The organism is Streptomyces sp. SUK 48 (assembly GCF_009650765.1).
Classification (GTDB): Bacteria; Actinomycetota; Actinomycetes; order Streptomycetales; family Streptomycetaceae; genus Streptomyces.
In genome coordinates this window covers 6,103,612-6,127,096 of record NZ_CP045740.1, presented here as the reverse complement: position 1 = coordinate 6,127,096, position 23,485 = coordinate 6,103,612, and the positions used below count along the sequence as shown (strand labels likewise).

The 23,485-nt window shown below is 72.6% G+C and carries 27 protein-coding genes and 1 pseudogene; 14 read left to right on the top strand and 14 right to left on the bottom strand.

Features of this window, described 5'->3' with window-relative positions:
* Positions 1 to 16: 16 nt before the first annotated feature.
* A complete protein-coding gene (locus GHR20_RS27065; RefSeq protein ID WP_153814643.1) occupies positions 17 to 874 on the bottom strand; it encodes an MHYT domain-containing protein in 858 nt (285 codons plus the stop codon).
* Positions 875 to 1,174: 300 nt separating this feature from the next.
* On the opposite strand from GHR20_RS27065, the gene GHR20_RS27060 reads away from it, so the two are divergent.
* From GHR20_RS27060 to GHR20_RS27045, 4 genes are all read left to right on the top strand, one after another.
* Positions 1,175 to 2,050 carry a glycerophosphodiester phosphodiesterase family protein gene (locus GHR20_RS27060; protein WP_153814642.1) on the top strand — a complete coding sequence of 292 codons (876 nt, stop codon included), beginning with the start codon at positions 1,175 to 1,177 and terminating at the stop codon, positions 2,048 to 2,050.
* A gap of 79 nt (positions 2,051 to 2,129) precedes the next feature.
* On the top strand, positions 2,130 to 2,684 hold the full coding sequence (locus GHR20_RS27055) for a methylated-DNA--[protein]-cysteine S-methyltransferase (protein ID WP_148027297.1): 555 nt from the start codon (positions 2,130 to 2,132) through the stop codon (positions 2,682 to 2,684).
* A 146-nt stretch (positions 2,685 to 2,830) separates the two neighbouring features.
* Entirely contained in the window at positions 2,831 to 3,739 is a 909-nt protein-coding gene (locus tag GHR20_RS27050) for a pseudouridine-5'-phosphate glycosidase (RefSeq protein WP_153814641.1), read from the top strand.
* The gene (locus GHR20_RS27045) at positions 3,724 to 4,683 is read left to right on the top strand and encodes a PfkB family carbohydrate kinase (protein ID WP_153814640.1); all 960 of its coding nucleotides are present in this window, start codon (positions 3,724 to 3,726) and stop codon (positions 4,681 to 4,683) included. Before GHR20_RS27050 ends, GHR20_RS27045 begins: the two co-directional genes overlap by 16 nt.
* A 214-nt stretch (positions 4,684 to 4,897) precedes the next feature.
* Here GHR20_RS27045 and GHR20_RS27040 read toward each other — a convergent pair whose 3' ends face one another.
* Positions 4,898 to 5,692, bottom strand: a complete 795-nt coding sequence (locus GHR20_RS27040) for a methyltransferase domain-containing protein (RefSeq protein ID WP_153814639.1) — start codon at positions 5,690 to 5,692, stop codon at positions 4,898 to 4,900.
* Between the two features lie 258 nt (positions 5,693 to 5,950).
* On the opposite strand from GHR20_RS27040, the gene corA reads away from it, so the two are divergent.
* Positions 5,951 to 7,078 carry a magnesium/cobalt transporter CorA gene (gene corA / locus GHR20_RS27035; RefSeq protein ID WP_153814638.1) on the top strand — a complete coding sequence of 376 codons (1,128 nt, stop codon included), beginning with the start codon at positions 5,951 to 5,953 and terminating at the stop codon, positions 7,076 to 7,078.
* A 103-nt stretch (positions 7,079 to 7,181) separates the two neighbouring features.
* On the opposite strand, the gene GHR20_RS27030 is transcribed toward corA, so the two are convergent.
* Complete coding sequence (locus tag GHR20_RS27030) at positions 7,182 to 7,814, bottom strand: uridine kinase (protein ID WP_153814637.1); 633 nt, start codon at positions 7,812 to 7,814, stop codon at positions 7,182 to 7,184.
* Between the two features lie 167 nt (positions 7,815 to 7,981).
* Between GHR20_RS27030 and GHR20_RS27025 the strand changes: the two genes are divergently transcribed.
* Both GHR20_RS27025 and GHR20_RS27020 read left to right on the top strand, forming a co-directional pair.
* Complete coding sequence (locus tag GHR20_RS27025; RefSeq protein ID WP_153814636.1) at positions 7,982 to 8,719, top strand: DUF2293 domain-containing protein; 738 nt, start codon at positions 7,982 to 7,984, stop codon at positions 8,717 to 8,719.
* Positions 8,720 to 8,958: 239 nt separating this feature from the next.
* Entirely contained in the window at positions 8,959 to 10,446 is a 1,488-nt protein-coding gene (locus GHR20_RS27020) for a glutamate synthase subunit beta (protein ID WP_111582590.1), read from the top strand.
* A gap of 160 nt (positions 10,447 to 10,606) precedes the next feature.
* Here the strand turns inward: GHR20_RS27020 and GHR20_RS27015 are convergent, their stop codons facing one another.
* The 3 genes from GHR20_RS27015 to GHR20_RS27005 all read right to left on the bottom strand — a co-directional run bounded on the left by GHR20_RS27015 (position 10,607) and on the right by GHR20_RS27005 (position 12,621).
* A complete protein-coding gene (locus tag GHR20_RS27015; protein WP_153814635.1) occupies positions 10,607 to 11,416 on the bottom strand; it encodes an SAM-dependent methyltransferase in 810 nt (269 codons plus the stop codon).
* Positions 11,417 to 11,505: 89 nt separating this feature from the next.
* Positions 11,506 to 11,760 (bottom strand): DUF397 domain-containing protein, encoded by a 255-nt coding sequence (locus tag GHR20_RS27010; protein ID WP_037653243.1) that lies wholly within the window; start codon positions 11,758 to 11,760, stop codon positions 11,506 to 11,508.
* On the bottom strand, positions 11,761 to 12,621 hold the full coding sequence (locus GHR20_RS27005; RefSeq protein ID WP_111582486.1) for a helix-turn-helix transcriptional regulator: 861 nt from the start codon (positions 12,619 to 12,621) through the stop codon (positions 11,761 to 11,763).
* A gap of 217 nt (positions 12,622 to 12,838) precedes the next feature.
* Here GHR20_RS27005 and GHR20_RS27000 point away from each other — a divergent pair.
* Both GHR20_RS27000 and GHR20_RS26995 read left to right on the top strand, forming a co-directional pair.
* Positions 12,839 to 13,390 (top strand): annotated as a pseudogene (locus tag GHR20_RS27000) (ATP-binding protein); the annotation flags it as partial.
* Between the two features lie 467 nt (positions 13,391 to 13,857).
* A complete protein-coding gene (locus GHR20_RS26995; protein ID WP_153816151.1) occupies positions 13,858 to 14,256 on the top strand; it encodes a hypothetical protein in 399 nt (132 codons plus the stop codon).
* A 119-nt stretch (positions 14,257 to 14,375) separates the two neighbouring features.
* Here the strand turns inward: GHR20_RS26995 and GHR20_RS36910 are convergent, their stop codons facing one another.
* The 3 genes from GHR20_RS36910 to GHR20_RS26985 form a co-directional block, all read right to left on the bottom strand.
* On the bottom strand, positions 14,376 to 14,552 hold the full coding sequence (locus tag GHR20_RS36910; RefSeq protein WP_187279370.1) for a hypothetical protein: 177 nt from the start codon (positions 14,550 to 14,552) through the stop codon (positions 14,376 to 14,378).
* A gap of 153 nt (positions 14,553 to 14,705) precedes the next feature.
* Positions 14,706 to 15,350, bottom strand: coding sequence for a DUF899 family protein (locus GHR20_RS26990; RefSeq protein ID WP_153814634.1), 645 nt, complete (start codon positions 15,348 to 15,350; stop codon positions 14,706 to 14,708).
* Between the two features lie 103 nt (positions 15,351 to 15,453).
* Positions 15,454 to 16,260: a nucleotidyltransferase domain-containing protein gene (locus tag GHR20_RS26985; protein WP_153814633.1), complete on the bottom strand. Its 807-nt coding sequence runs from the start codon at positions 16,258 to 16,260 to the stop codon at positions 15,454 to 15,456.
* A 144-nt stretch (positions 16,261 to 16,404) separates the two neighbouring features.
* Between GHR20_RS26985 and GHR20_RS26980 the strand changes: the two genes are divergently transcribed.
* Positions 16,405 to 16,863 carry a RidA family protein gene (locus GHR20_RS26980; RefSeq protein ID WP_153814632.1) on the top strand — a complete coding sequence of 153 codons (459 nt, stop codon included), beginning with the start codon at positions 16,405 to 16,407 and terminating at the stop codon, positions 16,861 to 16,863.
* Positions 16,860 to 17,312, top strand: coding sequence for a GNAT family N-acetyltransferase (locus tag GHR20_RS26975; RefSeq protein ID WP_153814631.1), 453 nt, complete (start codon positions 16,860 to 16,862; stop codon positions 17,310 to 17,312). Before GHR20_RS26980 ends, GHR20_RS26975 begins: the two co-directional genes overlap by 4 nt.
* A gap of 57 nt (positions 17,313 to 17,369) precedes the next feature.
* Here the strand turns inward: GHR20_RS26975 and GHR20_RS26970 are convergent, their stop codons facing one another.
* A complete protein-coding gene (locus tag GHR20_RS26970) occupies positions 17,370 to 18,071 on the bottom strand; it encodes a uracil-DNA glycosylase (protein ID WP_111582482.1) in 702 nt (233 codons plus the stop codon).
* A 205-nt stretch (positions 18,072 to 18,276) separates the two neighbouring features.
* Here GHR20_RS26970 and GHR20_RS26965 point away from each other — a divergent pair, with 205 nt between their 5' ends.
* The gene (locus tag GHR20_RS26965) at positions 18,277 to 18,864 is read left to right on the top strand and encodes an RNA-binding S4 domain-containing protein (protein WP_153814630.1); all 588 of its coding nucleotides are present in this window, start codon (positions 18,277 to 18,279) and stop codon (positions 18,862 to 18,864) included.
* A gap of 68 nt (positions 18,865 to 18,932) precedes the next feature.
* Here GHR20_RS26965 and GHR20_RS26960 read toward each other — a convergent pair whose 3' ends face one another.
* Positions 18,933 to 19,640, bottom strand: a complete 708-nt coding sequence (locus GHR20_RS26960) for a class I SAM-dependent methyltransferase (protein ID WP_194859002.1) — start codon at positions 19,638 to 19,640, stop codon at positions 18,933 to 18,935.
* Between the two features lie 124 nt (positions 19,641 to 19,764).
* Here GHR20_RS26960 and GHR20_RS26955 point away from each other — a divergent pair, with 124 nt between their 5' ends.
* Entirely contained in the window at positions 19,765 to 20,094 is a 330-nt protein-coding gene (locus GHR20_RS26955; protein ID WP_153814629.1) for a DUF6343 family protein, read from the top strand.
* An 81-nt stretch (positions 20,095 to 20,175) separates the two neighbouring features.
* Here GHR20_RS26955 and GHR20_RS26950 read toward each other — a convergent pair whose 3' ends face one another.
* The 3 genes from GHR20_RS26950 to GHR20_RS26940 all read right to left on the bottom strand — a co-directional run bounded on the left by GHR20_RS26950 (position 20,176) and on the right by GHR20_RS26940 (position 22,240).
* The gene (locus GHR20_RS26950) at positions 20,176 to 20,556 is read right to left on the bottom strand and encodes a tetratricopeptide repeat protein (protein ID WP_153814628.1); all 381 of its coding nucleotides are present in this window, start codon (positions 20,554 to 20,556) and stop codon (positions 20,176 to 20,178) included.
* Between the two features lie 49 nt (positions 20,557 to 20,605).
* Positions 20,606 to 21,232, bottom strand: a complete 627-nt coding sequence (gene coaE, locus GHR20_RS26945; RefSeq protein ID WP_111582479.1) for a dephospho-CoA kinase — start codon at positions 21,230 to 21,232, stop codon at positions 20,606 to 20,608.
* Positions 21,233 to 21,301: 69 nt separating this feature from the next.
* Entirely contained in the window at positions 21,302 to 22,240 is a 939-nt protein-coding gene (locus GHR20_RS26940; protein ID WP_111582478.1) for a PAC2 family protein, read from the bottom strand.
* Positions 22,241 to 22,463: 223 nt separating this feature from the next.
* Here GHR20_RS26940 and GHR20_RS26935 point away from each other — a divergent pair, with 223 nt between their 5' ends.
* Positions 22,464 to 23,426, top strand: a complete 963-nt coding sequence (locus GHR20_RS26935) for a right-handed parallel beta-helix repeat-containing protein (RefSeq protein WP_153814627.1) — start codon at positions 22,464 to 22,466, stop codon at positions 23,424 to 23,426.
* Positions 23,427 to 23,485: the final 59 nt, after the last annotated feature.

Here is a 23,485-nt window from a genome sequence, read left to right as displayed (position 1 = left end):
TGACAACGGGTCCCGGTCAGCGGTTCTGCGGGGTGCGGGCGCCCTGCCCTGCGGGCCTGCGGTCGGAGTGTCGGTGCTGGTGGGGGGCGGGGCGGGGGGCAAGGGCGGCAGCCGGGACGCCCGGGGTGGCCGCCCGCTCGGGGTGGCGCAGGACCAGCATCGGATCGAGGATCACGACGACCCCGGCGAGGACCAGGAGGACGAGAGGGCCGAGCAGCATGGGTACGAGCGCGGACGCGTCCGGCGTGTCGGCGGCGGTCTCGGCGGTGCCGTCGAGGTGCACGCTGAGGGCGGACATGGCCATGTAGTGCATGCCGCTGACGGCGGCACCCATCAGGAGGCTCGCCCCCACGGTGGGCAGCAGGCTCCGGGCGCGGCCGGCGGCCCACAGGGCGGCGGTGGCGGCGGCGACCGCAATGGCGACGGAGGCGACGACTTTGGGCGTGCTGTAGGCGAAGCTTCCGTGGAAGCGCATCCCGGCCATGCCGAGGTAGTGCATCGAGGCGAGGCCCAGTCCGGTGACGGTGCCGCCGGTGAAGAGCGGTGCCCCGGTGGCGCCCCTGTAGCCGACGATGAAGACCCCTACGCCGACCATGACGACGGCCAGTCCGAGGCTCGCGTAGGTGACCGGCTCGTCGTAGTGGACGGGTGTCTGCGCGATGCTGAAGCCCATCATGGCGACGAAGTGCATGGTCCAGGTACCGCAGCCGAGCGCCGCGGCGCCGAGGGCCAGCCAGGCGGGCCGCCGCGCGTGGGTGACCAGCAGGGAGCGGGTGATGCAGCGCAGCCCGAGAGCGCCGCCGAGGCACGCCATCAGATAGGCCACCAACGGGGTGACGGCCCCGTAGCCGAAACCGTCGACCGTGCCCTGCATCTGCGGCTGCCCTTCGCCCTTGTCTGTCCCGGAAACCCTGAAAATCCGCGCCGTACCAGGACCGCGCGGGCGGCCGGGGGTGTCGCAGAGAGTATGACTGCCACCGCAATGGTCGAACGACTTTCCGACAAAGAAACACGGCCTTGCCCCAGTTGTGGGGCACCGGTGAGCACCCGGAGGCGACACACCGCGATATGTGGCCTTCGTGCGGTCGCGTACCGTTGGCGCTCTGCTGTCACTCTGGTGCTGTCGGTCGCCGGTCCGGCGTCGGTGGGTTTTCGTTCGACGCGAGGAGTAAGCATGCGCGCGCGCCTGGTCGCCGCTCTGGCCGCCGTGGTCCTGACCGTGCTGTCCGCGGTGGCCCTGGTGAGTCTCACCTCCGACGCCAGGGCGGGCGTCCGGCCGCCCCTGGTGATCGCCCACCGGGGTGCCCCCGCCCACGCTCCCGAGAACACGCTGCCCTCGATCGACCAGGCGGCGCGGCTGGGCTCCAACTGGGTCGAGAACGACGTCCAGCGCACCAAGGACGGCGAGCTGGTGGTCATCCACGACGACAGCCTGAAGCGGACCACGAACGCCGAGAAGGTCTTCCCCGGCCGGGCGCCGTGGAAGGTGAAGGACTTCACCGCCGCCGAGATCGCCCGGCTGGACGCGGGCAGCTGGTTCTCCCCCGCCTTCGCGGGCACGCGCGTGCCGACCCTGGAGCAGTACATGCGCCGGGTCGAGCACAACCACGAGAGCCTGCTCCTGGAGGTCAAGAACCCGGAGCTGTACCCGGGCATCGAACAGCAGATCCTGAAGGTCCTCGGCAACGAGGGCTGGCTGGACCGCGGGCATCTGCGGCGGCTCGTCGTGCAGAGCTTCAGCGCGGACAGCGTGCGGACCGTCCATGAGCTGAAGCCGGCGCTGACCACGGCCTACCTGGGGGCACCCCCGGTCTCGCAGCTGAAGCGGTACGCGTGTTTCGTCGACCTGGTCAATCCGTCGTACGGGCCGCTCACCAAGTCGTACGTGTCGGCGGTGCACGGTGTCCGCGGGCCGCACGGCCGGCCGCTCGGGGTGTACGCCTGGACGGTGGACGACAAGGCGGCCGCCCGCAAGGTCGCCGGGTACGGCGTCGACGGGATCATCAGCAGCAAGGCGGACGTGGTGCGGGCGGCACTGAACGCGAAGTGAGCCGGTCCCCGAGGGGGGCGGGCGAGCGGGCGGCGCCGGACCTGCGGGCGTTGTCAGTGGCGGGTCGTACCGTGGGCGCATGGACAGCCATGGGCAGGACGAGCAGCGGGTGGTGTGGGCCGTCGTCGAGACCGACATCGGCCCGCTGATGCTGGCGGCGACCAGGCACGGACTGGTCAACGTGGTCTTCCACGCCACCGACGCGGTGCGCGAGCGGACGCTGGAGCGGCTGGCGGCCCGGTTCGGCAGCACGCCCGAGGCGGACCCGCGGGCGCCGGTCCTGGTCGAGGCGATACGGCAGCTGCGGGCGTACTTCGCGGGCGAGCGGCAGGACTTCGAGCTGCCGCTGGACTGGTCGCTGATCTCCGGGTTCAACCGGCAGGTGCTGCGGGAGCTGGCGTCCGGAGTGCCGTACGGCAGCGTGGTGGGGTACGGCGATCTGGCCGGCCGGGTCGGGCAGCCCGGCGCGGCGCAGGCGGTCGGCGTGGCGATGGGCGCCAATCCGCTGCCGCTGGTCGTGCCGTGCCACCGGGTGGTCGAGAGCGACGGCGGGATCGGGGGTTTCGGGGGCGGCCTGGAGACCAAGCGGCAGCTGCTCGCCCTGGAAGGGGTGCTTCCCCAGCCGTTGTTCTGAGCGGCCGCCCGCCGTATCCGGCCAGGGCCGGTCGCCGTTCGGCCAGGTACGGACGGTTCGCGTGCGGCGCCGGGTCCCTGGGCGTTTAGCCGTGTCCAGTGCCCGCCAGAGATACCGGCAGGGACCGGCGGACAGGAGGCGGGCACATGGTGCTGGTGGTGTCGGAAGAGGTCCGGGAGGCGATCGAGGCACGGCGGCCGGTGGTGGCCCTGGAGTCCACGATCATCGCCCACGGTCTGCCCCGCCCGCGCAATCTGCGGGTGGCCCTGGAGCTGGAGGAGGCGGTACGCGGCGAGGGCGCGGTACCGGCGACCGTCGCCGTGCTCGACGGCCGCCCGTTGATCGGCCTGGACAAGGCGCAGCTGGAGCGGGTCGCCAAGGACGACGGCATCCGCAAGCTGGGCTCCCGCGATCTGCCGTTCGCCGTGGCGGCGCGGGCGAGCGGGGCGACCACGGTGTCGGCGACCGCGCGGCTGGCCGCGCTGGCGGGCATTCGGGTCTTCGCCACCGGCGGGCTGGGCGGGGTGCACCGGGAGTGGACGGTGACCCAGGACGAGTCGGCCGACCTGGGTCTCCTGGCGCGGACCGGGATCACGGTGGTGTGCGCGGGCGTGAAGTCGATCCTGGACGTACCCGCGACCCTGCAACGGCTGGAGACGCTGGGCGTGGCCGTCGCCGGATACGGCACGGACCGGTTCCCCGGCTTCTACCTCTCCGACTCGGGACACCCGGTCGACTGGACGCTGAACGACGCCGAGGAGGTGGCGGAGGTGATGCGCGCCCAGGATGCGCTGGGCGCGGCGGAGTCGGCGCTGATCGTCGCCAATCCGGTGCCGGAGGCGGAACAGCTCGATCCCGAGCTGCACGCGCGCGTGCTCGGCGAGGCGCTCGCCGCCTGTGCGGAGCGGGGCGTCACCGGTCAGGCGGTGACCCCGTTCCTCCTCGACCACCTGGTGCGGCACACGGACGGCGCGTCGCTGCGCGCCAACCTGGCGGCGGTGCGCGGCAATGTGCGGCTGGGGGCGCGGATCGCCACGGCGTGGGCGCGGGGGTGACCGGGGACCGCACGGGGGCGCTGCTGGTCGTCGGGGATGTCGTCACCGATGTGGTCGCCCGGCACCGGGGACCGCTCGCGACCGGCACGGACACGGCCGCGGTGATCCGGACGCTGCCGGGCGGCGCGGGCGCCAACGTGGCCTGCTGGGCGGCCCATTCGGGCTGCGCGGACGTACGACTGCTCGGCCGGGTCGGCGCGGACGCGGCGGCATGGCACGAGCAGGAGCTGCTCGCGGCCGGGGTTCGGCCGCGGCTGGTGACCGACCCGGAGGCGGCGACCGGGACGGTGGTGTGCCTGGTCGACGCGGGTGCGGCGGCCGAGCGTACGTTCCTCACGGACAGCGGGGCGTCGTTGCGGCTGGAGCCCGCGGACTGGTCGGACGCCTTGCTCGACGGAGTCGCCTGGCTGCATCTGTCGGGTTATCTGCTCTTCACGGAATCGAGCCGGGCGCTCGCAGGGACCGCGCTCATTGCCGCCCGCGCCCGGGGTGTGCCGGTCAGCATGGATCCGGCGTCGGCCGGCTTCCTGGTGGAGCTGGGGATCGACCGGTTCCTCGCCTTCGCCGAGGGGCTGGACGTGCTGCTGCCCAGCCGCGACGAAGCATGCCTGCTGACAGGGGCGGCGGAACCGGCCGACGCGGCGGCCGAGTTGAGCCGTGTCGTCCCGCTGGTGGCGGTCAAGGCGGGGGCGGACGGTGCGCTGGTGGCCCGTTCCGGGGGCGCGCCGGTGCGCGTTGCCGCCGTACCGGCGAGCGCGCGGGACACGACGGGCGCGGGTGACGCCTTCACCGGGGCCTTCCTCGCCGCCCTCCTCGCGGGCGCGGATCCGCAGGAGGCGGCGGCACGGGGATGCCGGGCGGGCGCGCGGGCGGTGGGCCGGGTCGGTGGCAGACCACCGCACCGGGGAGGGGTGGCCGAGGAGGGCGTGGCGCGGGGCGGGTGAGGAGCGTCGGGCGGGACGGCTGGGAGGACCGCGGGTGGGACGGTCGGGAGGGCCGTGAGCGAGACGGTTGGGACGGCAGCGGGCGGGAGACGGGTTGGGGAGGGCCGTGGGGCGAGGGGTTGAGGCGGTGGCGGTCGAGGCGGGCGCGGGCAGGTCGGCCGGGGCGGGAGTCGGGCGGGTCGCCGCGTCGGAAGGGGGGCCTCGGGGCAGCGGGTTACGCCTTGCGGCCCCACGCCGAGATCATCGGTGCCGTGGTCAGGTCCATGTCGCCGGCCTCGACGTTGGCGAGGTGCCGGTCGATCTCCTCGTCGGTGGCCAGGCCCGCGGCGAGGAGCCGGCCGCGGATCTGGCGGACCGTCGCGGCTTCCAGCGCGGTGCAGGCGGGCGAGGTGATGGGGAAGAAACCGTCCGCCCCGACCTCGTGCAGTCCGGCCTCGCGGAGCAGGCGCGGCAGTCGGCGGCCGTAGGAGAGGTCGGCGCCGCGTTCGGCGAGCAGGCCGCGGAAGCCCTGGCGGAGCCGGTTGGCGAGCCGCTGTTCGGGACCGTGCTCATCGGGGCAGGTCAGCGGCTGGAGGGCGGGGTCGGCGTCCTCGATCAGGAGTCGGCCGCCGGGCTTCAGCGCCTTGATCATGGACGCCAACGCGCGTGCGCGATCCGGGACATGGACGAGGACGAGCCGGGCGTGCACCAGGTCGAAGCCCTCCCCCGGCGGTTCCTCGGCGCCCACGTCGTGGGTGCGGATCTCCACCGGCGGGTGGTCCACGGGGGCCAGCCGCGAGGTGTCGATGTCGGTGGCGACGACCGCGCCGTCCGGCCCCACCTTCCGCGCGAGCCAGGACACCACGGAGGTGCCGCCGGCCCCGACCTCCCAGCAGCGCCAGCCCCGCTCGATACCGAGGGTCTCAATGTGCCGGAAGGTCGTGGGGTCGAACAGGGTGGCGAACGCGTCGAACCGCTCCCCCGCCTCGCGCTGCTGGTTGTCCAGGAGATACCCGTCGGATGCTGTCATGACGCGCATCATCCCAGGTGACGGGCGGGGCGCACGGCTGGCTCCGGGGGTGGGGACGGTCGGCTCGGCGGGGTGCGGGAAGCCGGCGCCCAGGTGCGGACGGCCGGTTCCCTGGGCGCTGGATGAGGTTTTCCACAGGCGGGAACAAAGCGGAACACCACGTTCCCACAGGCTTGCCCGCTCTTTGCCCAGGACTGGCACACTTTCGGGCCAGGGCGCGAAAGCGTCGCACGGGGAGATCCACACGAGGAGACCCAGATGTCCATGGCAGGGAATCTGCGGAAGGTCACGAAGCTGGGCACGGCCGGCGGCCTGCGCAAGGTCGCACAGCTGGCCCGGCGGCGGCCGCGCGTGGACCTGAGCCATCCCGCCCGCTCGCCGCTGGGCTCCTCCGTGGTCAACTGCGTGACCTACCAGGACGGCATACGGGTACCGCAGTGCACCGATCTGCTGGAATCGGTACGGATGGTCCGCAAGACCGGCGAGGGCTTCGTCTGGCTGGGGTTGCACGAGCCGACGGACCGCGAGTTCGCGGGCGTCGCCGAGCTGTTCGACCTGCATCCGCTGGCGGTGGAGGACGCGGTCGAGGCCCATCAGCGGCCGAAGCTGGAGCACTACGGCAACACCCTGTTCGCGGTGTTCAAGACCGTCTGCTACGTCGAGCACGAACGGCTGACCGCGACCAGCGAGGTGGTGAACACCGGCGAGATCATGGCCTTCGTCGGCGAGGACTTCGTCATCACGGTGCGGCACGGCCGGCACGGCTCGCTGGGGCCGCTGCGCGAGGAGTTGGAGGCGCACCCGCACCAGCTCTCCAAGGGCCCGGCGGCGGTGCTGCACGCACTCGCGGACCATGTGGTGGACGGCTATCTCAGCGTGACGGACGCGGTGCAGGCCGACATCGACCAGGTGGAGACGGAGGTGTTCTCGGAAGGGGGTGCGCGGCTCGACCCGGGGCGCATCTACCAGATGAAGCGTGAACTGCTGGAGCTGAAGCGGGCGGTGATGCCGCTGGCCCGCCCCGTGGAGGACCTGGCCACCCGGCCCCTGCGGGTCGTCGCCCCGGACATACAGACGTACTTCCGGGATGTGCTCGACCATCTGACGCGGGCCAAGGAGCAGATAGCCGCCTTCGACGAGCTGCTCAACTCCATCCTCCAGGCGCACCTGGCGCAGGTGACGGTCGCGCAGAACGAGGACATGCGGAAGATCACGGCGTGGGCGGCCGTGATCGCCGTACCGACCATGGTGTGCGGGGTGTACGGCATGAACTTCGACCACATGCCGGAGCTGCACTGGCGATTCGGCTATCCGCTGGCCATGGCGGTGATGGCGGCGGCCTGTCTGGCGCTGTACCGGGGCTTCCGCCGCAACGGCTGGCTCTGAGCCGGGACGGCCGCCCCTGCCGGCGGGCATGCCGGGCGACGGGTGGGTGCCGCTGGTCCGGCGTGGGCGAGTTCAGCGGGTCCGGCGCGGCGGTGGTCCGGGGTCAGCCGCGCCAGGCGGGGTGGCGTGGGTCGTCGGCGCGGACGAGGACGTCCGCCGTGGCGGCCGGATCGGTCTCCGACTCGTAGCGCTCGAAGGCGGGGAGCGTCCAGTGGTCGGCTTCGGGAGTACGGCGGCGCAGGGCGGCCGGGGACAGGAGGACGTGGACGGTCAGGTCGAACGGGAACCAGTGGCGCAGCAGAAGGGGGCCGTGGAGCAACAGGACGCCACCGGGCGGGAGTTGGATGTACGGGCTGCGGGTGGCGCGGTCGGTGGCCGGGTCCCACAGGTCGGGCAGGACGCGCCCGCTGCCGCCGGGGTCGAGCGGGCCGAACACCTCCCGCCACAGGGCGCCGGTGTCGAGCCAGCCGCCGTAGTACGACTCCGCGTCGCGCCGCCCGCGCTCCAGGCGCAGTGAGGCGGGGCGCAGGAAGCCCGCCGACCCGACGACCAGCGAGGGCCGGCCGCGCACCCGGAGCGCCTCGCCGACCCGCTCGGCCAGGTCGCCGGGACGGGCGGCCGGGGCTCCGTCGAGGGCGACGCGCAGCCACGCGCCACCGTCGGCCGGCTCCAGCCCGGTCAGCCGGTCGGCGAGCAGTTCGGCGAGCCGGTCCCAGGTGATCGCTTCGAGTCGCACAGGGCCATGATGCCGGGCGCGTTCGGGGGGCGGGGGTGGGGGGCGAGGGGTGGGGGAGGGAGGGGGCGGGGGGGAGCCCCCCCGAGAGGTGGAGAAAGAAGCCCACCCGAACGGCACGGCACAAAACCCGACGAGAGCCAAAGCCCCGCACAGGGAAGAACCGAACCATGGGAATCCCCTCAACTCCCCACCTCACCCACGGCCTTGTCGTCATCCAGCCCCTCAAGCACCAGCGCTGCTCCGCCTGCCGGCGTGGCCCGCTGTCCCTGCTCGTGCTGGAGAACGGCGTCCCCCGCTGTCTGAGCTGCGCCGATCTCGGTCACCTGGTCCTTCTTCCGCGTGGTGACACGGCGCTGACCCGCAGGTCGCGGGAGGAGAGCGCGTTGTCCGCGGTGGTGGTGCGGTTCAACCGGCGCAAGGGCCGGTACGAGCGCCAGGGTGTGCTCGTGGAGGAGGCGGCGCTGGCCCGTGCGGAGGAGCGGTGTCTGGCGGATGCGGAGGTCCGGCGTCGGCGGCGGGCGCGGGACGCGCGGCGAAGGGGGGTGGAGGACGAGCGGTTCGCTGCGGCGTTCACGGCGGAGATCCTCCGGCTGTTCCCGGGGTGTCCGGCGGAGCGGGCGCGGGCGATCGGGGCGCATGCCTCTGTGCGGGGCAGCGGGCGGGTGGGGCGCAGTGCGGCGGGCCGGGCGTTGTCCGAGGGGGCGGTGATCTCGGCGGTGGTGGCGGGCGTACGGCATGTGGACACGCCGTACGACCAGCTGCTGATGAGCGGGGTGCCCCGGTATGAGGCCCGGCGGCGGATCGCGCCCGCAGTAGAGGGCGTGCTGCGGGCGTGGCAGGGGCCGGGGAGGAGGGAGAGGGGGCGGGCTGAGGGCGGCGCGGGCACTCTCGGCTACGGACCGTGATCCCCGCTCTCCTCTCCTCCGCCCAGCGTTCTCCTCCACTCCGCCACCCACCCTCCTCCGCCACTCCCGTCGCCCTCCTCCTCCACCCCCGCCACCCTCCTCCTCCACCCCCGTCGCCCACCCTGCGCCACCCCCCGTGCGGACGTATCGTGGCCGGAAGAATGCCGATACGTGCCGTCCGGTGGCGTAAGGCCGCTCGGGTGGCCGGTGCCGGGTGCCCGTAGGCGAGGAAGATGATCATGGCCGATCCCAAGGGGTTCATGACCACGCCGCGTCAGGAGTGGGCGCGGCGGCCCGTCGAGGAGCGGGTGCGGGACTGGGACGAGGTGTATGTGCCGGGGGCGCTGCTGCCGATCATCAGCAAGCAGGCGGACCGGTGCATGGACTGCGGGGTGCCGTTCTGCCATGATGCCTGTCCGCTGGGCAATCTCATCCCCGAGTGGAACGACCTGGTGGCGCGGGAGGACTGGCGGGCGGCGAGCGACCGGCTGCATGCGACGAACAACTTCCCGGAGTTCACCGGGCGGTTGTGTCCGGCGCCCTGTGAGGCGGGGTGTGTGCTGGCGATCAACCAGCCGGCCGTCACGATCAAGAACGTCGAGTGTGCGATCGCCGACCGGGCCTGGGCGGAGGGGTTCGTGCCGGCGCGGCCGCCGGAGCGGTTGTCGGGGAAGACGGTCGCGGTGATCGGTTCGGGGCCGACGGGTCTCGCGGCCGCGCAGCAGTTGACGCGGGCCGGGCACACGGTCGCGGTGTACGAGAAGGACGACCGGATCGGTGGGTTGATGCGGTACGGGATTCCCTCGTTCAAGATGGAGAAGCGGCATCTGGAGCGGCGGCTGGGGCAGATGCGGGCCGAGGGAACGCGGTTTCGTACGTCGGCGTCGGTGGGGCGGGATGTGGACGCGGCGGAGTTGCGGACGCGGTTCGACGCGGTGGTGCTCGCGACGGGTGCCACGGCGTGGCGGGAGCTTCCGGTGCCGGGCCGGGAGTTGGAGGGGATCCATCAGGCGATGCGGTATCTGCCGCTGTCGAACCGGGTGGGTGAGGGGGATCTGGCGGTTTCGCCGTTGTCGGCGGCGGGCCGGCATGTGGTGATCGTCGGTGGTGGGGACACCGGGGCGGACTGTCTGGGGACGGCGGTGCGGGAGGGTGCCGCGTCGGTGACCCAGCTGGACATCTACGCGCAGCCGGAGGCGGCGCGGGACGAGTACGCGGAGCCGTGGCCGACGTATCCGAAGATCTACCGGTTGTCGCCCGCGCACCAGGAGGCGGGTGAGCTGCGGACGGCGCCGGCGGCGGACGCGGACGCGCGGTTGTTCGCGGCGTCGACGCTGCGTTTCTCGGGGGACGGGGACGGGCATGTGCGGGCGCTCGAACTGGTGGAGGTGGACGAGCGGCGGCAGCCGGTGCCGGGGAGCGAGCGGACCGTCCCGGCGGACATGGTGCTGCTCGCGCTGGGATTCTCGGGGCCGGACCGGGAGGACGGGCTGGTCGAGCAGCTGGGGCTGGCGCTGGACGCGCGGGGGACGATCGCCCGGGACGTCGGTTTCGCGACCAACGTTCCGGGGGTGTTCGCGGCCGGGGACGCGGCGCGCGGCCAGTCGTTGATCGTCTGGGCGATCGCGGAGGGGCGGGCGGTGGCGGCGGCCGTCGACCAATATCTGACGGGCAGTTCGCAGTTGCCCGCGCCGATCTCGCCCGGGGACAAGCCGATGCGAGTGTGAGCGGGCCGAGGAGGGTGTGAGCGGGCCGGCGCGGATGGGTGCGGGGGTAGTGCGAATGGGTGCGGGGCGGCGACATGCCCGGGGCCGTACGCCACCCCCCACCCCGCCTACCCGGGGCCGTACGCCACCCCCCACCCCGCCTACACTCCAGGCTTACGGCTCACCGCTTGAGGGCCACCGCGCCGTACCCGGGGATCACTCCGTCGTCCTGGCCCGGTACCGGCTCGCCGAGTTCCGGGTGCCACTTGTGGACGATCTCGACGCCGGGGTCGACGAGTTCGAGGCCGTCGAAGAAGCGGGTGAACTCCTCGCGGGAGCGCAGGGCGATGGTGATGCCGGCGCCCTTGAGCTTGTCGGTGGCGGTGACGGATTCCTCGGGGGTGAAGTCCGAGGTGGCGTGGGTCATCATCAGGTAGCTGCCGGAGGGCAGTTCGGACAGGAGGCGGCGGACGAGTTCGTGGGCGCCGTCCGCGTCGGTGATGAAGTGCAGCAGGGCGATCAGGGAGAGGGCGACCGGCTGCTTCAGGTCGAGGACCTCGCGGGCGCCGGCGATGATCGCGTCGGGGTCGCGCACGTCGGCCTGGAGGTACTCGGTGGCGCCCTGGGGTGTGCTGCGCAGCAGGGCGGCCGCGTGGGCGAGGACGATGGGGTCGTTGTCGCAGTAGACGACCCGGGCGTCGGGTGCGACCCCCTGGGCGACCTGGTGCAGGTTCGGTTCGGTCGGTATGCCGGTGCCGATGTCCAGGAACTGCCGTACGCCCTGCTGGGCCAGCCACCTGGTGGCGCGGTGCATGAAGGCGCGGTTGACCCGGGCCATGACCGGGACGCGGGGTTCGAGCGCCAGCATCTGGCGGCCCATTTCCTCGTCGACGGGGTAGTTGTCCTTGCCGCCGAGGTACCAGTCGTACATCCGCGCGGGGTGCGGTTTGCTGGTGTCGATCTCTACGGCCGTCGGGTCCTGCCCGCTCATGCGGCACTCCGTAAGCGTCTGTGGTGATGTGTAGTCAAGTCTGTTGTCAATACGAGAAGTCGAGCAAGTAGCAACACAAGCGACACGTGTCAGGAAAGCAGGAAGTCGGCCTCCCCCGCCTTGGCTCCTTCTATGAAGGCGGTCATCTCGTCCGTGGTGTAGATCAGGGCCGGTCCGTCGGGGTCGGTGGACTGGCGTACGGCGATACGGCCGTCGGCCAGTTTCATCGCTTCCAGGCAGTTGCCGCCGTTGCCGCCGCTCCAGGGTTTGTGCCAGCCCTCGCTGCCCAGTTCCCGTGCGGGCATGCCGTTGTAGACACGGGCGCGCGGCTTGATGTGTTTCATTCACAGCTCCTTGCAGAGATCCCGGAGGATCTCTTTCGTGCGTTGTGCCGTGGCGGCCTGCGCCGCCATGCGGTCCATGACCTCGAGGTGGGTCGCCACCTCTGAGCGCGCGTCGAGGTAGACGGCGCCGGTCAGGTACTCGCTGTAGACCATGTCCGGCAGTTCTGACATGGCGAATCGGAACAGCACGAAGGGCCCGTACGTCCCCGGGTGCGGGCCGTTCTCGAACGGCGCGACCTGGAGGGTCACGTTCGGCAGGCTCGCGGCCTCGATGAGCCGTTCGAGCTGGGCGCGCATGACTTCGGGGCCGCCGACGGGGCGGCGCAGGGCGGTCTCGTCCAGCACGGCCCAGAACCGGGGTGCGTCGGGCCGGTGGAGGAGTTCCTGGCGCCGCATGCGCAGGGCGACATGGCGTTCGATGTCGTCCGGGCTGGTCTCGCCGATCGCCCCGGATCTGAGTACTCCGCGTGCGTAGTCCTCGGTCTGGAGGAGTCCGGGGACGAAGTGCGGCTCATAGGAGCGGATGAGGCTCGCGGCGCCCTCCAGGCTGACGTACATGGAGAACCAGCCCGGCAGGATGTCGTGGAAACGCTGCCACCATCCGGGGCGGTTGGCCTCCTCGGCCAGCTGGACGAAGGCGTCGGTCTCCTCGTCGGGGACGCCGTACGCCTTCAGCAGCAGCTGGAGGTACGGAATCTTGAGGGCGACCTCGGCCATCTCCATGCGGCGGACGGTCGCGGGGGCGACGCGCAGGACCCGAGCGGCGTCCTCGCGCTTCAGTCCGGCGCGTTCCCGCAGGTCCAGCAGGCGTCGTCCGAGGACCACCTGACCCACCGTCGGCGCGGACCGCGGTTCGCTCACGCTCCCACCTCCACCGAAAGCCTTCTCCCAAAGGAACCCTGACAGCCGTGCGGCGCCGTTCGAAGACTCGCTCGGAGATCGGGGCGGACCTCCGGTGGACCCAATTGGCGCCGCTCGACGTGCTGTTGCGAGCAGTGTGCCACGGCCCCTGACCGAGTCACTACGCACTCTGCATTTTTCAGAGTGACTCTTGCCAAGTGTCTGCGGCGGGGCGATAGTGGCAGGCGTGATTCCGTCCGCGCCTTTAGGAACAGACGCCGCCGCAGACCGTTTTGGTCGCGGCGCCGCAGCGGCGGCGAGCCCTCGGGGTGGCGCCGCCGTCGAGCGCCGGTTCCGCTTCGAGCTGGCCGCGCATCCGGGTTCGGTAGCCCGGGCACGGCGCCTGGCGCATGCCCGGCTGACCGGCTGGTCGGTGTGCGCGGACACCTGTGACAGCGCGGCTCTGGTCGTATCGGAGCTGGTCACCAACGCGATCGTGCACACCGCGAGCACGCGGGTCGTGTGCGAGCTGCGCGACCGTGACGATCTGGTGCGCATCGCCGTGCGGGACGAGGGCTGTGCTCCCGGCGAGCCGCACCCGTCCCCGCAGCGCCCCGACGAGGAGCACGGGAGGGGGTTGCTCCTCGTCGAGGCGCTGTGCCATTCCTGGGGCGCGCAGGAGCACGGCTCGGGGCTGCTGGTCTGGGCGGAGCTGGCTCGCCGGGGCGAGGTGCCGGGATGTGCCGAGCCGCGCGACGACCTGGGCTGGGGTGCCGCCCGCCCCAAGCCGGACCAGCCGGACGGCCCGGGCGGCGACGAACCGGCCGAGGACCATGGCATGGGGCACGGCATGGGGCACGGATCGGATCATGCTCCGGGTGCCGGCCCGGGCCTCGGTCCGGATCACGACAAGGGCCGCGGCCCGGATCACGGCAAGGGCCTCGGCCCGGATCACGGCAGGGACGGTGACATGGGTACCGACCGACTCGGGGGCGCTCTCGACATGCCCGCGCACCGGGTGCCCGCACAGCATCCTCCGTACGAGCCGTCCGGCCGGCCCCCGCTGCGGACCCCGGATCACCGGTGGCACGGGGCGCAGGAGCGGTACGGCGTGCCGGACCGCCGTCCGCACCGGGCTCCCGAGCAGCGTCAGTGGGAGCGGCCGTGACCGGCGCCGCGGGCCGGAGGCGGCACGACGCCCGGGGGTCCGGCAGGCGCCTCGACGTCCGTTCCGAGGCCGCCGGGTCCGAGCGGGCGATGGGGATGGACACGCTGGTACGGCTCCAGCGCCGTCGCCCGGCCGTGCAGCCGCTGCACCGGCTCCAGGTGCCGCAGGGGATGACGGTGCCGCTCGGCTGTGACGCCGTAGGGGTGCCGGACCGGCTCGGGCCGCTCGTCGTGTCGCGGCTGCCGCGGCTGGGATGTGTGTACGCCGACGATGCCTACTGGTGGTGGATCGTCCCGTCGGACTCCGACTTCGCCCTGCCGTGGCCGGCGCCCGCCCAGTACGCTCCCGGTGCCCTGGTCAGGGGCACCGCCCGGCTGATCCACCGGCCCGGGGGCACGGCGCCGTACACTCCGCCGATCCCCCTCTACCTGGCGCTGTGCCGGGCGACGGGCACCACCCCGGACTGGTCGCGCACCATCACCGCGTAGGGTCCGCCGTCATCGCCGCGTAGGCCCGCCGCCGTCGCGCAGGGCGCACCGCCGTCGCGGGAGGGCCGCCGTCGCGGGAGGTCCGTCTCCGTGGAAGGCCCGTCGTCATCGGGCGGGCCTCACTCGGCCGTCCCGCTCCCCCGCACGATCACCAGGAACGTGTCCGTCGAAAGGTCCATGACGACCTCCGCGGGCAGGCCCTCCAGCCGTCGCGCGTGCGCGAACTCCTCCGCGGGCCACGATCCGCGCGGCCCGCCGGCGGGAAAGCGTTCGAGCACCGTTCGCCCGTTCACCATCGCGCACCTCCATGAAGCGTCGTCCTTGTGGGAGTTAACGCGCTGGAGGTGCCGAACGGCTCGCCCGGTGATCCGACTGAGACATGGATGACACGATTCCGGCACAGATGGTGATGATTAGGTCACCTGTCGGCATGAAGGGTGTCGTGCGGGTCAGAAGTCGTACTCGTCGTGCAGGCGGAGTTCCTCGCTGCCGGCGGGGCGGCGGCCGAGGGCGGTCAGGTCGAGGAGGGCGGCGGTGGTTCCCAGTTCGTCCAAGGCCGCGTCGAACACCGAGTAGGTGTGGAAGACCCGGTCGTGTTCGCGCAGGAAGCAGCTCAGCCCCGGTCGTTCGACCGGTTTCCCGTCGTCCCACACGGTCGCCTCGAAGTCGTCGTTGAAGTCTCCCGGCGACGAGGAGTACCAGGGCACCGTCCAGCCCATCCGCGCCTTGAACGGCAGGATGCAGGTGAACGGCGCCCTGGAGACCGCGGCGAACGAGGTGTCGCGAGCGCGCAGATGCGCGAGATGGCCGACCTGGTCCAGGAAGGCGGCGCAGCACGGGCAGCCGGTCGCCTGGCCGGGGGCGAACATGAAGTGGTGGACGACGAGCTGGGAACGCCCCTCGAAGAGGTCGAGGAGGGTGGCCTTGCCGTCGCCGCCCTCGAAGAGGTGGCCGGGGTCCACCTCGACCACGGGCAGCCGCCGTCGCTCGGCGCCGAGTGCCTCGCGCTCCCGCCTGGCCGCCTCCTCCCGGCGCCGTAACTCCTCGCGCGCGGTTTGCCATTGCTCGCGCGAGACGATCTCCGGTAGCGGCATGGGCCCTCCTGTCCGACGGTCGGTTCGGGGTGGTGACCGGCGGCGGACGGGGAACTCATCGGCCGGGCGTGGATTTTCTCCGGTGGGTTTACGACGGCGATGTTCACCGAGTCGGGGGCAGTGCCCCGGCGAGGATCTCCTCGGCCCTGGTGACGGCCGCGACCAGGGCGTCGGGGGTGGCCCGCAGCCGGCCCGTCACCTCGTCGAACTCCCGCAGTCCGGCCCGCTCCAGCAGCCGCTTCTCGTTGGTGACCCACTCGCCGCGGGCCGCGAGGACCGCGTGGGCCGCCTGGGCCGCGGCGGTGGCGAGGGCGCCCGCGGTCTCGGTGAGGCGGCCCTGGGGCGCGTGGTTGGCCCTGGCGTAGCCGAGCGTGGCGCGGGCGGTGCCGCCCCACCGCTCGGCGGCGGTGCGGCGCAGCGGCTCCGGATAGCCGGCCGGGCGGGGCAGTTCACCGCGGAGCACCTGGTTGAGGGCGAGCTCGGCGACGATCAGATAGGTGGGGATGCCGGCGAGATGGAACAGCAGCGGCTCCACCCGGAACCGTCCCTGCTCCGCCTCGGCCGACTCGTGTTCCACGACGTCCAGATCGCGGTAGTGCACATCGACGCGGCGCCCGTCGACGGTCAGCCAGGCGCCGCCGTTGAAGACGCCGCCGCCCCAGCCGCCGACCTCGCTCACCTCGCCGGACCAGCCGAGGGCGCGCAGGTCGGCGGGGTCGAAGGGGCCGCGGTAGTAGACCGCCAGGTCCCAGTCACTGTCCGGGCGCTGGGTGCCCTGCGCCCGGGAGCCGCCGAGGGCCACCGCGCGGACGGTGGGGAGCGCGGCCAGCCGGTCGGCGGTGGCGGAGAGGAAGGCGGCGTCAGGGACGAGGCCGGGGCCGGTACGCGCGTCCGGGTCGGGATGAGGCATGGGGCCGGCCTGCGTCATCGGCTGCCGGGTTCGCTCGCGGGATTTCCTCCGTGTCCCTTGCCGCGCCCGGAAATTGAGGTGCGCGCGGGTCCGGCCGGGCCGATGATCGGGAGATCGTCCGCTGACCGCCGTAGGAGCCGCTCGATGATCCAGCGCGTCATCGTTCCCACTCTGTTCCCGCCGCCCGCCTACTCCCATGTCTCCGTCGTGGAGGCGGGCACCAGGCTGGCGTTTCTCGCCGGGTCCGTGCCGCTCGACGAGCACGGTGAGATCGTCGGACCGGGTGATCCGGTCCGCCAGGCCCGGCAGGTGATCGCCAATCTGCGGGAGCAACTGCGCGCCGTGGGCAGCGACCTGACGCAGGTGCTCAGCACGGAGGTGTACGTCGTGAGCGCCGAGCCCGCGACGCTGTCCGCGGTCTGGGAGGTCGTGGAGGGCTCGGGCCTGGGCAAGGGGCCGCACTCCTCCACCCTGCTCGGGGTCGCCTGCCTCGGCTACACCGGGCAGCTGGTGGAGATCACGGCGACGGCGGTGGTACCGGACGGCGGGACGGCCGAGGGCGAGGACCGCGAGGACCGCGGGGACGACGGGGTACGGCGATGACCGGTGTCCTCATCCGGCGGGCGCGGGCCGCCGACGCGCGGGCCGCCGCCGAGGTCTGGCTGCGTTCCTTCGCCGCCGCGCTGCCCACGGTCGTCCGGCCGCGCACCGACGACGAGCTCCGCGACTACTTCCGGGACGTCGTCGTGCCGCTGCGGGAGACCTGGGTGGCGGAGGAGGACGGCGGGCGGATCACCGGGGTGATGGTGCTCGACGGTCAGCTGCTGTCCCAGCTCTACCTGGAGCCGGACCGGCGGGGGCGAGGGCTCGGGGACCGGTTCGTCGCGCTGGCCAAGGAACGCAGCCCCGACGGGCTGACCTTGTGGACCTTCCAGGTCAACGGGCCCGCGCGGCGCTTCTACGAGCGGAACGGCTTCCTCGCCGCCGAGTCCACGGACGGCGGCGGCAACGAGGAACGGGAGCCGGATGTACGGTACGTCTGGCGGCCCTGAACCCCGGGTCACGGCTCACGGGTCACGGCCCACCGCGGCGTCCGGCGCGGGGGCGGTTCAGGACACCGGCAGCCCGGCGGTGCGCGCCGCCGTGCCCAGTACCTCGCGCAGCATCTCCGGCGTGAGCTTGCCGGTGAAGGTGTTGCGCTGGCTGACATGGAAGCAGCCGAAGAGGTCCAGGCCGTCGAGCGCGACGCGGGCGCCGTGGCCGAAGGGCGGACGGGGGCGGGGCACCGTCCAGCCGGCCTCGGTGAACGCGGGCAGCGCCGCCTGCCAGCCGAAGGCACCGAGGACCACCGCGGCCCGCAGCGTCGGACGCAGCAGCCTCAGCTCCTGGACCAGCCAGGGCCGGCAGGTGTCGCGCTCCCCGGGGGTCGGTTTGTTGGCGGGCGGCGCGCAGTGCACGGGGGAGGTGACCCGGACCCCGTGCAGCTCCAGGCCGTCATCGATGTGCAGGGAGGTGGGCCGGTTGGCGAGCCCGAGATCGTACAGCGCCTGGTACAGCACATCGCCGGAGCGGTCGCCGGTGAACATGCGGCCGGTGCGGTTGCCGCCGTGCGCGGCCGGGGCCAGGCCGATGATCAGCAGCCGGGCGTCGGCGGGGCCGAAGCCGGGTACCGGGCGGCCCCAGTACGTCCAGTCCGCGAAGGCGGCGCGCTTGGTCCGCGCCACCTCCTCGCGCCACTCCACCAGCCGGGGGCAGGCCCGGCAGCCCGTGACCCGCCGGTCCAGCCGGGCAAGGGGACTGCTGTCGTCCATAGGCTCACCGTATGCCCGGGCCGCCACCGCTCATGTCCACGGACCTGAGCTCTCGCACCGGTCTTCGCGTGCCGGTCTTCGCACACCGGTCCTCCGCGAGCCGCCCCTCTCCGCGTCCTCGCTCCGAGCGCCCCCCTTCTGTGGGCCTTCCCCCGCCCCGGAAATCCTGTCCAGGTCGTCCGGCCCGTGGCGCTAGGGTCGGGACATGGCTTCCGAGGATGCGGACGAGAACGTGGACCGGGACACCGGCGGGCCGGTGGACCATGGGGCAAAACCCCCGGCGAACACCACGGCGGACACCGCTGCCAACCCCGCGACGGACCCCGAGGTCGCCGCCGCGGTCGCCGCCGCCGAGGCCGCCGGGCCCGGCAGCGGTGAGACGGTCCGGATCGACAGCTGGATCTGGGCCGTGCGGCTGATCAAGACGCGTTCCCAGGGCGCCACCGCCTGCCGCGGTGGGCATGTGCGGGTGAACGGTGAGCGGGTGAAGCCGGCCTACGCGGTGCGGGTCGGCGACGAGGTCCGCCTGCGGAACGAGGGGCGGGAGCGGATCGTGATCGTCAAGCGCCTCCTCCGTAAGCGGGTCGGCGCGCCCGTGGCCGTGCAGTGCTACATCGACAACTCCCCTCCCCCGCCGCCCCGCGAGGCCGTCGCCCCCGTCGGGATCCGCGACCGGGGCGCAGGCCGGCCCACCAAGCGCGACCGCCGGGACATGGAACGCCTGCGGGGCGTCACACCTCCGGGATTCAGCAGCGGCATGAGCGGACCGGAAGGACGGCCGCGGGGGCGGTGACGGGCAACGCCGGGCGCGCCGTTCCCCACCCGCGGTGTCCGCGTCGCGCCCACCACGTCCCCCGGGGCCTACCGCGTAGTCCGCGCGGCCCGTACGGCCCGTACCCACATACCGTCCGGTGTCAGGTACGTGTCCACCTCCAGTCCCGCTTCCGCCAGCGCCGCCTCGAACTGTTCCTTCGTCAGGGGCCGGGCGAGGAAGGTCTGGGTCCAGGTGCCGTCCGGGAATGCGTACTCGACACGGACGGAATTCACTCCGTCGCCGACGGGGGTCACCGAGGCGACGCGCACCGTGAAGCCGGCCGGGTCGACCCGCTCTCTCGGCACATCGGTGTGATGGTCCGCGCCCTCCCGCTGGATGAGCACACGGCCGCCGTCGGCCACATGGCGGGCGCAGGTGCGCAGCAGGCCCCGGCGCACCTCCTCGTCGCCCGCGTGGACCAGGAACGAGGCGAGCATCACCACGTCGAACTTCTCGCCGCCCAGGTCCAGTTCCTCGATCGGGGCGCATATGGTGCGGGCTCCGTGGATCCGGGCCAGCATGTCGGCGGACTCGTCCACCGCGGTGACCGTGAAACCGCGTTCCAGCAGGGGATGGGTCATCCGGCCCACCCCGCTGCCCAGTTCCAGGATGTGCGCCCCGGCCGGTACCGCCGCGGCGATGATGTCCGGCTCCGGCCCGATCGGCAGCCGCGTGTAGACCTCCACCGCGCAGCCGTCCGGGGTGATCGCACCCGCGCCCGTGCCCTCGTATCCCTCGCGCATCTCGACCGTCATGCCCGGAGAACGGCCCGTTCCCGCCCTCCCGTTCCCGTTCGATCACAGTTCACCCGTTCGAGCGATCCACTGCCGAGCGGGAGCTCGCGGCGGAGAGTACGTTGCAAGAAGGAGTGGTGATCCGATGCGTACGGGCAGTGAACCGGCGACCGCGCGCAGTGCTCTGCGGGCGCGGTTGTGGCTGAGCGTGTGGGGGCTGGTCTGGGCGGTCTTCGGTACGGCGGTCTTCGCGCTCGTCGGACGCCCCGGCTGGGCGGTCGCCTGCGGGGTGCTGCTGCTGATCGTCACCGTCGACCTGGCCCTCATCGTCCGGCACATCCGGCAGGGCCCGCACTACCAGCCGGGCCGGGACGTGCCGCCGTACCAGCCGCCGGACGACAACGGGCCCGGTCGTCCCCGCATGTCACAGCGCGGCCCCTCCTACTCCTGGCCTCCGCGCCACCGGCACCCCTGACGGACGCCGGCCGTCCCGGCCTCAGCCGTCGCACTCCCAGCCGTCGGACTCTCAGCCGTCGCACTCCCGGTCGGCGAACTCTCAGCCGTCGAACCGGGCCGCCTTCAGGTACTCCGGGTTCGGATCCAGCGCCGCGGCCAGCCTGAAGTGGCGCTTGGCCTGGCCGGCGCGGCCCTGGCGCTCGTAGGTGCGGGCCAGGGCGAAGTGCGCGAACGCGTTGTCCGGCTCCCGCTCCAGGACGATGGTGAACTCCAGCTCGGCGGGCCGCAGTTGCGCGGCGGCGAAGAAGGCACGCGCGCGCAGCAGCCGGGCCGCGGTGTTCTCGGGATGCGCGGCGATGACTCCGTCGAGCAGCTTCACCGCGCCCCGCGGATCCCGCGCGTGGAGCAGCTGCTCGGCGGCACGGAAATCGATGACATGCGTCTCCGGAGTGGGTCCGGGGGAACCGCTGGTCTCGGGCACGGCAGAGTCCTTCCCTTGTTCCCGAGATTCAACGCCCCTGCCCGGTCCGCTATTCCGCGGGGCGGTCCGCGGCGGAGCCCGCGTGAGCCCGGCGTACGAGGTCCTCCCAGACCGCGTCGACCCGCTTGCGCAGCGCGTCCAGGGGCACGTCGTTGTCGATCACGAGGTCCGCGATCGCGTGCCGCTGCTCACGGGTGGCCTGGGCGGCCATGCGGGCGCGGGCGTCCTCCTCGGTCATCCCGCGCAGCCGTATCAGCCGGTCGAGCTGGGTCCCGGGGCTCGCGTCCACGACGATCACGAGGTCGTAGAACGGCGCCAGGCCGTTCTCGGTGAGCAGGGGTACGTCGTGGATCACCACGGCGTCGGGGGCCGCGGCCTCCTCCAGCTCGCGGGAGCGGGCGCCGACCAGCGGATGCACGATCGAGTTGAGGACCGCGAGTCTGTCCGGGTCGGCGAAGACGATCGAGCCGAGGCGGGGCCGGTCCAGGCCGCCGTCCCCGGCGAGGATGTCCGGGCCGAACGCCTCGACCACGGCGGCGAGGCCGGGCGTGCCGGGCGCCACGACCTCCCGGGCGATACGGTCCGCGTCGATCAGCACGGCTCCGTGCTCCACGAGCAGCCGGGAGACCTCGCTCTTGCCGGCGCCGATCCCGCCGGTCAGGCCAACTTTCAGCATGAGCGGAAGCTTAGGCCCTGCCACCGACAGCGGCAGGACCGGAGCCCGGCGGACAGCGGACGGCGAGGCTCAGGTCTCCCCCTCGCGTTCCGCGAGGAAGCGCTCGAACTCGCGCCCGATCTCGTCGGCGGACGGGATCTCCACCGGTTCGGCGAGCATGTTGCCCCGGGTCTCGGCGCCGGCCGCCGCGTCGTACTGGTGCTCCAGGCCCTGGACGAGAGCGGTCAGCTCCTCGTCGCCCTCCTGGATCTGCCGGTCGATCTCGGTCTGGGTGCGCCGCGCGTCCGTGCGCAGGGAGTGCGCGATGCCGGGCAGGACCAGTCCGGTGGCGGCGGTGATGGCCTCCAGGACGGTCAGCGCGGCGTCCGGGTACGGGGAGCGGGCGACGTAGTGCGGGACGTGTGCGGCGACACCCAGGACGTCGTGGCCGGCCTGCATCAGCCGGTATTCCACCAGCTGCTCCAGGCTGCCGGGCACCTGGGCCTCCTCGAAGGGGCTGGTGTGGCCGGGGACCAGGTCGACGCGGTTGCCGTGCGGGGTGAGGCCCACGGGGCGGGTGTGCGGCACGCCCATGGGCAGGCCGCTGAAGTTCACGGCCAGGCGGACGCCGAGCCGGTCGGCGATCTGCCGTACCGCCGTCGAGAAGCGCTCCCACTCCACGTCCGGCTCGGGCCCGGACAGCAGCAGGAAGGGGGCGCCGGTGGTGTCCTGGACGAGGTGGACCTCGATGGCCGGCGTCTCGTAGTCGGTCCAGCGGTCGCGCTTGAAGGTGAGCAGCGGCCGGCGGGCCCGGTAGTCCACGAGCCGGTCGTGGTCGAACCGGGCGACGACCTGGTGGGGCAGCGAGTCGAGCAGCCGGTCGACGATGAGGTCACCGGTCTCGCCCGCGTCGATGTATCCGTCGAAGTGGTAGAGCATGACAAGACCGGCCGATTCCTGGGCGAGCGCCATGTCGACCACGGCGAGGCCCTTCGGCTCCCATGCGTACAAACCCTGCGGATCAAGCACTGTGACCGCTCCTCCTCCTGTTCCTCCGCTACAACGCGCCCCGCAACGGGCGCATTCCCGCGACCCGCCGCTGATCAGCGATCTTCCGCAGACCGTCTTGACGCTCCGTCACCTGGTCCGTACCTTCACGGTGCACTGTTCACGATGGCGGCCGCGATCCACCTATGAGATCGCGCGTGATCTCCCGTAAGAGATCGCCCCTGGGACAGGAAGGCACCCCCCTATGCGCATATCCATGCCGCTCACCTCCCTGCTCGCCGCGGCCACCGTCACCGGTGGGCTGCTTCTCGCCGGCCCGGCTCCCGCCATGGCCGCCTCGACGGTCGAGGTGACGACCGCGGCCCAGCTGAAGACTGCGCTCGGAAACGCGCGGCCCGGCGACACGATCCATCTCGCGGACGGCACCTACCAGGGCAACTTCCACGCTGTCTCACCCGCCACGGCGTCGGCCCGGATCACCCTCACCGGCTCCGCCAAGGCCATCCTCACCGCGAGCGGCGGCTACGGGCTGCATCTGAACGGCGCCTCCTACTGGACGGTCAGCGGGCCGACCGTGACCGGGGGCCAGAAGGGCATCATGATCGACGCGGCCCAGGGCGTCATCGTGGACGGCGTCACGGTGCACGGCCTGGCCATGGAGGGGGTGCACTTCCGCGATTCCAGCACGTACGGCGTGATCAGGAACTCGACGATCTACGACACCGGGAACGACGGCGACGGTATGGGCGAGGGCGTCTACGTCGGCACGGCCGGCACCCTGTCCGACCACAGCGACCGCGTCCAGATCCTCGGCAACACCATCGGCCCGGACGTGGGCGGCGAGAACGTCGACGTCAAGGAGGGCACGACCGGCACGCGGATCATCGGCAACGCCTTCGACGGCAGCGGCCTGACCGGCGCGAACTACGACGACTCCTGGGTCGACGTGAAGGGCGACGACGCCTTGGTCCAGGACAACACCGGCACCCGCACCAGCAATGACGGCTACCAGACCCACGGCCAGCAGCCCGGCTGGGGCTGCGGCACGGTCTTCAAGGGCAACACGTCCACCCTGACCGGCGCCACGAGCCCCACCCAGCTGGCCGTCGACGTCACCGACTACGCCGCCGACTGCCCGACGACGGTCTCCACCTCGAACACGGTGACGGGCGGCAAGGGCCTGACAAACATCGGGGTGACTCCCTGACGCGGGCTGCGGTGATCCCCCAGGGGCGCGGGCAACTGCGCGACAAGCCACGACGGACC